The following is a 5,053-nucleotide window of genomic DNA, read 5'->3' on the forward strand; positions in this document are numbered from 1 at the left end:
CGACCGCGTCACCCCGATTCCGTCGCCGCTTCTGCGTGGACCGGATTCGCGCTAGCTGAACTTCAGAAACGTGCCGCTAGTCCGCGCGCGGCGGGTCGCCCACGCGGCGGCCCCGCCGCCGGACGGCGGGAACGTCGTCTACCTCCACCCGCAGCGGAAACGCCGCGTCCAGGATCATCTCCGACTCCCCCGGGTCGCGCCAGCCGCCCTCCACCGGGTCGTCCCAATCCACCTTGCTGCCGTCCGGGCGGTAGGGCTGCATCCAGTACATCCGCGTTCCCGTGCGGTCCCGCGCCTCGGCGATCAGCACCGGGTGGGGGCTGCCGTCCCAGTCCATCTGCGCCTCCATCGCCAGGAGCAGGCAGTCGGGCTTCCGGGTTTCCGCGTACTTCCGGATGGTCCCCGACAGGATCTCGGGCGAGGCCCCTCCCAGGTCCCCCGGAATGGGGATGGCGAGGGTGCGGAACTCCGGCGTGGCGTGCCCCGGTTTTTCGTGGACACTCCGGATGCGCGGCGGAACGTCTTCGCCGTCCATGGCCGCCCTGCCGATGTCGGACCTGACCTCGTCCAGGAAGCGCGTGGCCATTCCAAGCGTGCGCTCGAGCTGCTGGGTCCTGCTTCGCGACACGTACTACCCCCCGGCTTCGGTACCTTCTTTTTTCGGCGGCTTGGTGGCGCTCAGCGCCTCCCCCCGCGACGAGACCGGCACCCGTTCGCCTATGCAAACCCGGAGCCACCGGAGAAGGTTTGCGTAAAGATTGAGGGATCACCGGGCGCACCCGCCGCAAAGGGGCGCAGGCGCGCCGACGGGCGCCCCGGTGCACGGGCAAGTGGCTGGCAGTACGCGGAAAACGCGCCAGCGGGATGGGACGAGGGCAGCCTGCGCGCACGATCCGGCACCAACCGTGCGCCGTCCCCGGATACGCGGCTGCCCCGCGCTGCACGGGGCGGCGCGGGGCATTCGTGGTGCGGCAAAACGACCGATGAAATGTGGCGGATTCAGGATTTCGCCGCTTCCTCCACCGCGCGGCGAAGGCGGGTCCACACGGCGGTGCCGTAGCGCAGGAAGTTGGCCCGCTCGCCCGGCAGCTCGGCCAGCCAGGCCCAGGCCGGCTGGTGTCCCTTGCGCGTGTTGCAGGCCAGGCAGGCCGTCACCAGGTTGCCGGGCGAGTTGTCGCCCCCGCGGGCGCGGGGCTGCACGTGGTCCAGCGAAAGCTGCTCGGGGGGAAACAGGCCGGCGCAGTACACGCACCGGTTGCCGTCGCGGTTGAAGATGCGTTCCCGCAGGCTGGCGTCGTCCCTCATGCGGGGAGCACCTCGAATCCCCCCGCCTGAAGCGAGTCGATCACCTGGCGCAGGTGGTCGCGCCCGCGCAGTTCCAGCATCAGGTCGATCTCGGCCTCGGTCACCCAGAGGTCGGCCATGGCGCGGTTGTGGTCCAGCCGCAGCACGTTGGCGCCCGTCTCCGCCAGCCGCGCCGTCAGCGCCGCCAGGGCGCCCGGCCTGTCCTTCACCCGCACCCGCAGGGTGGCGCGCCTGCCGTCCTGCACCAGCCCCCGGTCGATGATGCGCGACATCAGCGTGACGTCGATGTTCCCCCCGCTCAGGATCATCACCACGTTCTTTCCCGCCACGTCCGGCACGTGCCCGCCCACCACCGCCGCCACCGTGGTGGCGCACGCCGCCTCGGCCACCGTCTTTTCGCGCTCCAGCAGCAGCAGCACCCCCGCGGCGATCTCCTCCTCGCTCACCACCACCAGCTCGTCGACGTAGCGCTCGATGTGGCCGAAGGTGTTCTCCCCGATCCTGCGCACGGCGATGCCCTCGGCGATGGTTTCCGCCGGGGGGATGGTCACCAGCTCGCCCGCCTCCCGGGAGCGCAGCGCGGCGGGAAGCGCCGACGACTCCACCCCCACCAGGCGCACGCCGGGGCGGGTTTCCTTGATGGCGGTGGCAATGCCGGAGATGATGCCGCCGCCGCCCACCGCGCACACCACCACGTCCACGTAGGGAACCTGCTCCAGCACCTCGAGCCCGATGGTGCCCTGCCCCGCGATGATCGCGGGGTCGTCGAAGGGATGGATCAGCGTCTGCCCCTCCTGCTCGCGGATGCGCAGGGCCTCGACCATCGCCTCGTCGTACACGGAGCCGTGCAGCACCACGCGCGCGCCGTACTTTTCCGTCGCCGACACCTTTACCAGCGGGGTGCGCTCGGGCATCACGATGGTGGCGGGAATCCCCAGCCGGGCCGCGTGGTAGGCCACTCCCTGCGCGTGGTTGCCGGCGCTGGCGGCGATCACGCCGCGGGCGCGGTCGCCCTCGGGCATCAGCAGCATGCGGTTCAGCGCGCCGCGCTCCTTGAAGCTACCGGTGCGCTGAAGGTTCTCGAACTTGAACCAGGCGCTCCCGCCGAACATCTCGCCGAAGGTTTCCGACGGCGTGCACGGGGTGAGCACCACCTGCCCGGCGATGCGCTCCCGCGCCTCGCGGATGTCCTGGAGCGTAACCATGGAAGCGCGCAAGATATGAGACAGAATGGACGGCCGGCGTTGCCGAAGTGAACGCGATGTGATAACCTCTCCGCGCGGCGGGGGCAAGCGGTCTCCGGCGCGGCCGCCTACGCGCTGATGGAAGCACAGGACACCCCTCACGTTCCCCATCCGCCGGAATTCGCCGCGGTCGCGCGCGCCCTCGCCACGCGCCCGCCGCCGGAGCCGCTGCCCGAGCTGGCGGTTCCGCGCGCCGCGGTGGCGCTGCTGCTGCGTCCGGGCGGCGAGGGGCTGGAGCTGCTGCTGATCCGCCGCGCCGAGCGCGAGGGAGACCCGTGGTCGGGGCACGTGGCGCTCCCCGGGGGCCGCGAGCAGCCGGAAGACCCGGCCCCGGAAGACACGGCGGCGCGCGAAACCCGCGAAGAGGTGGGGATCGACGTGCACGCGGGCGGGCGGCTGCTGGGCGCGCTGGAGCCGGTGTGGCCGCGCTCCGCGCGGGCGCCGAACATCCTGGTGCGCCCCTTCGTCTTCGGCGTGCCCGCCGGCACCCGGGCGGTGCCCAACGAAGAGGTAGACGCGGCGGTATGGGTCCCGCTCGCGGAGCTCCGCGCCCCGGGCGCCGTCACCGAGCACCTGCTGGAAATGGAGGGGATCGGGGCGATGCGGTTTCCGGCGCTGGGCACCCGCGGCTACGTGGTCTGGGGGCTCACCCACCGCATCGTTTCGGAGTTCCTGGCGCTGCCGCTGGAGTGACCGGCGGCGCGCCCGCACGAGAGATGCAGTAGCAGATCCTCTTCTCCGCCAGGATGGAGGGGAGACCACGGGAACGCGATGCCGCACGAAGCCGTTACGCTGAAGCTCACCACCCGCCAGGCCCAGGCGCTGCGGGCGCTGGCGGAGCTGGAAGACCTTCCTCCCGAGGTGTACGCGGCCGAGGTGCTGGCCAAGCACCTGTACCACGCCTACACCCCCGACGTGGCGCGGCGCGCGGCCGCAGCGGGCGGGGCGCCCGGCGGGGACACGCCCTGACCGGCACCGGATTCAACTCCCAGAGCACGTCCATGGAAGATACCTCGTTCGAGTTCCTGAAGCGCCTTCTCGACGCCCCCGGCCCGTCGGGCTTCGAGACGGCCGCCGCGCGCGTCTGGCGCGCCGAGGCCGAGGCGTTCGCCAAGAACGTCACCATCGACGTCGCCGGAAACTCGTACGCCACCATCAGCGGGGAGGGCGGCCCGCGGATCATGCTGGCGGGGCACGTCGACGAGATCGGCCTGATGGTGACGCACGTGGACGAAGAAGGCTTCCTGTACGTGGACGGCATCGGCGGGTGGGACCCGCAGGTGCTCGTCGGCCAGCGGATCCGCTTCCTCACGCGGATGGGCGACGTGGTGGGCGTGGTGGGCAAGAAGCCCATCCACCTGATCACGCCCGAGGAAAAGGAAAAGGCCGTCAAGCTCAGCGACCTGTGGGTAGACGTGGGCGCGCGCGACCGCGACGGCGCGGTGGCCAAGGGCATCCGCGTGGGCGACCCCGGCGTGGTGGACGCGGGGCTGATCGAGCTGGGCGACGGGCTGATCGCCAGCCGCGCGGTGGACAACCGCATCGGAGCGTACGTCGTGCTCGAGGTGCTCCGCGCACTCTCCACCGGTGATGGCGGCCAGGCGGAGGTGACGGCGGTAGCCACGGCGCAGGAGGAGATCGGCTACCACGGCGGCGGCGCGCGCACCTCGGCGTACAAGCTGGACCCGCAGATCGCCATCGTGGTAGACCTCACCTTCTCGACCGACGCGCCGGGGGTGGAAAAGAAGCAGGTGGGCGAGCACAAGCTGGGGAGCGGCCCCGTGCTGTCCCGCGGCTCCGCCATCCATCCCATCGTCTTCGAGCGCCTGGCGGCGCTGGCCGAGCAGGAGGGCATTCCCTACACCATCCAGGGAAGCCCGCGGATGACCTCCACCGACGCCGACGCCATCTACCTGCAGCGCGCCGGCGTGCCCACGGCGGTCGTGTCGATCCCCAACCGGTACATGCACTCGCCCAACGAGGTGGTGGACCTGGCGGACGTGGACGCGACGATTCGCCTGATCGCGGCGTTCTGCCGGTCGGTCACGGCCGAGGACGACTTCATACCGAGATGATAGTGCGTGAGTGCGTTAGTGCGTGAGTGCGGAAAAACGCCGGGACCAAGGTGAGCCGCGCACTTTCGCACTTTCGCACTTTCGCACTTTCGCACTTTCGCACTTTCGCACTTTCGCACTTACGCACTTTCGCACTAAAGCACTAACGCACTAACGAACTAACGCACTCACGCACTTTCCCCCGTGTACACCGTCGACGAAATCCTCATCCGCGCGCCCGTGGACGCGTGCTTCCGCGCGGGCGCGGACGTGGAGCGGTGGCCGGAGTGGCTTCCGCACTACCGCTGGGTGCGCTTCCAGCGGCGGGACGGCTTCGGCACGGGACGCGTGGAGATGGCGGCGCGCCGCGGGTTCGGGCCCCTGCCCTGGCCCGTGTGGTGGGTGTCGGAGATGCACCTGGATGCCGGGCGGCCCGCCGTCGTCTACCGG

7 protein-coding genes are annotated in these 5,053 nt (G+C 70.8%); 4 read left to right on the plus strand and 3 right to left on the minus strand.

All coding sequences use genetic code 11. The features are described 5' to 3' along the window. Positions 1-76 precede the first annotated feature (76 nt). The 3 genes from VIB55_RS23555 to ilvA all read right to left on the minus strand — a co-directional run bounded on the left by VIB55_RS23555 (position 77) and on the right by ilvA (position 2,510). Positions 77-586 (minus strand): hypothetical protein, encoded by a 510-nt coding sequence (locus VIB55_RS23555; protein ID WP_331879126.1) that lies wholly within the window; start codon positions 584-586, stop codon positions 77-79. Positions 587-999: 413 nt separating this feature from the next. After that, positions 1,000-1,305, minus strand: a complete 306-nt coding sequence (locus tag VIB55_RS23560) for an HNH endonuclease (protein ID WP_331879127.1) — start codon at positions 1,303-1,305, stop codon at positions 1,000-1,002. Beyond that, positions 1,302-2,510, minus strand: a complete 1,209-nt coding sequence (gene ilvA, locus VIB55_RS23565; RefSeq protein ID WP_331879128.1) for a threonine ammonia-lyase — start codon at positions 2,508-2,510, stop codon at positions 1,302-1,304. The genes VIB55_RS23560 and ilvA overlap by 4 nt, the downstream gene beginning before the upstream one ends. Before the next feature lie 117 nt (positions 2,511-2,627). Between ilvA and VIB55_RS23570 the strand changes: the two genes are divergently transcribed. The 4 genes from VIB55_RS23570 to VIB55_RS23585 form a co-directional block, all read left to right on the plus strand. Beyond that, positions 2,628-3,242 (plus strand): CoA pyrophosphatase, encoded by a 615-nt coding sequence (locus tag VIB55_RS23570; RefSeq protein ID WP_331879129.1) that lies wholly within the window; start codon positions 2,628-2,630, stop codon positions 3,240-3,242. A gap of 78 nt (positions 3,243-3,320) precedes the next feature. Then, the gene (locus VIB55_RS23575; RefSeq protein WP_331879130.1) at positions 3,321-3,518 is read left to right on the plus strand and encodes a hypothetical protein; all 198 of its coding nucleotides are present in this window, start codon (positions 3,321-3,323) and stop codon (positions 3,516-3,518) included. A gap of 32 nt (positions 3,519-3,550) precedes the next feature. Further along, on the plus strand, positions 3,551-4,624 hold the full coding sequence (locus VIB55_RS23580) for a M42 family metallopeptidase (protein ID WP_331879131.1): 1,074 nt from the start codon (positions 3,551-3,553) through the stop codon (positions 4,622-4,624). Positions 4,625-4,807: 183 nt separating this feature from the next. Beyond that, on the plus strand, positions 4,808-5,053 hold a 246-nt coding region (locus VIB55_RS23585), incomplete at its 3' end, for an SRPBCC family protein (RefSeq protein ID WP_331879132.1).

It is taken from the genome of Longimicrobium sp. (assembly GCF_036554565.1).
Taxonomy (GTDB): Bacteria; Gemmatimonadota; Gemmatimonadetes; order Longimicrobiales; family Longimicrobiaceae; genus Longimicrobium.

Bases quoted from the DNA above. Each gene is read 5' to 3' on its own strand.
- VIB55_RS23555 (WP_331879126.1), bottom strand. From the start codon at position 586: ATGGCCACGCGCTTCCTGGACGAGGTCAGGTCCGACATCGGCAGGGCG.
- VIB55_RS23560 (WP_331879127.1), bottom strand. From the start codon at position 1,305: ATGAGGGACGACGCCAGCCTGCGGGAACGCATCTTCAACCGCGACGGC.
- ilvA (WP_331879128.1), bottom strand. From the start codon at position 2,510: ATGGTTACGCTCCAGGACATCCGCGAGGCGCGGGAGCGCATCGCCGGG.
- VIB55_RS23570 (WP_331879129.1), top strand. From the start codon at position 2,628: ATGGAAGCACAGGACACCCCTCACGTTCCCCATCCGCCGGAATTCGCC.
- VIB55_RS23575 (WP_331879130.1), top strand. From the start codon at position 3,321: ATGCCGCACGAAGCCGTTACGCTGAAGCTCACCACCCGCCAGGCCCAG.
- VIB55_RS23580 (WP_331879131.1), top strand. From the start codon at position 3,551: ATGGAAGATACCTCGTTCGAGTTCCTGAAGCGCCTTCTCGACGCCCCC.